General features: G+C 60.9%; 1 protein-coding gene. It reads right to left on the bottom strand.

The features are described 5' to 3' along the window. A partial coding sequence (locus tag HGO40_RS30450) for an immunoglobulin-like domain-containing protein (RefSeq protein WP_353050744.1) occupies nt 1–1,523 on the bottom strand: 1,523 nt, incomplete at both ends.

Genomic DNA, 1,523 nt, shown 5'->3' with positions numbered 1-1,523 from the left:
TCGACAGTGTCGCCCACGGCCGTCGACGCGCCGGTCTTATCGACTGCGATGGCTTCGAGGTTGCCACCGGATGCATCTTTGATCGACTCGGTGACGGTGGTTGGGCCTTGGTACACGTCGTTGCCGACTGCTACGTCCAAATCGCCTGAGCTCGCGCCGGCTGCGATGGTGATGGTCTTGCCGCTTTCCAACGTCACGGTGACCGGACCGTTCTGCGCAGTGACGGGTTTGCCGTCGGCACCGGTCAGGGTGGCGGTGTAGGTGATGGTGCCGTTTTCATTCACGGTCGGCGTGGCGGTCAGCGTCACGGTAGTGGTGTCGTTGACATCGCTAACCACAGTGCTGACTGGCGTGGTGTTTGGAGCGATGGCTTCCAGGTTACCGCCCGATGCCGAGGTAATCGATTCGGTGATGGTGGTTGGGCCTTGGTAAACATCGTTGCCGACGGCTACATCCAACGCACCCGAGCTTGCGCCGGCGGCGATGGTGATGGTTTTGCCACTTTCCAAAGTCACGGTCACCGGACCGTTTTGCGCAGTAACTGGCTTGCCATCGGCGCCGGTCAGGGTCGCGGTGTAAGTGATCGTGCCGTTTTCATTCACGGTCGGATTAGCGGTCAACGTCACGGTGGTGGTGTCGTTGACGTCGCTGACCACGGTGCTAACCGGAGCGGTGTTAGGCGCGATGGCTTCGAGGTTGCCGCCAGTAGCGGTACTGATGCTTTCGGTGACGGTGGTCGGACCTTGGTACACGTCGTTGCCGACCGTCACGTCCAATTCGCCTGAGCTCGCGCCGGCGACGATGGTGATGGTTTTGCCGCTTTCGAGCGTGACTGTCACCGGACCGTTTTGCGCGGTAACTGGCTTGCCGTCGGCACCAGTCAGAGTCGCGGTGTAGGTGATGGTGCCGTTTTCATTCACGGTCGGCGTGGCGGTCAACGTCACGGCGGTGGTGTCGTTGACATCGCTGACCACAGTGCTAACTGGCGTAGTGTTTGGAGCGATGGCTTCCAGGTTACCGCCCGATGCCGAGGCAATCGATTCGGTGACGGTGGTCGGACCTTGATAAACGTCATTACCCACAGCGACATCGAGCGTACCCGAACTTGCACCGGCTGCGATGGTGATGGTCTTGCCGCTTTCCAGCGTCACGGTGACCGGGCCGTTTTGTGCGGTAACTGGCTTGCCGTCGGCACCGGTCAGGGTAGCGGTGTAAGTGATGGTGCCGTTTTCATTCACGGTCGGAGTGGCGGTCAACGTCACGGTGGTGGTGTCGTTGACATCGCTGACCACGGTGCTAACCGGAGCGGTGTTAGGCGCGATGGCTTCGAGGTTGCCACCGGATGCATCTTTGATCGACTCAGTGACGGTGGTCGGACCTTGGTAAACGTCGTTACCCACAGCGACATCGAGCGTGCCCGAGCTTGCGCCAGCGGCGATAGTGATCGTCTTGCCGCTGTCGAGCGTGACCGTCACAGGACCGTTTTGCGCGGTAACCGGTTTGCCGTCGGCGCCGGTGAGGGT

It is taken from the genome of Pseudomonas sp. CG7 (genome assembly GCF_023701885.1).
Taxonomy (GTDB): domain Bacteria; phylum Pseudomonadota; class Gammaproteobacteria; order Pseudomonadales; family Pseudomonadaceae; genus Aquipseudomonas; species Aquipseudomonas zanjanensis.
Note: the sequence above shows the minus strand (reverse complement) of the source record. Positions and strands in the feature narration are given on the sequence as shown.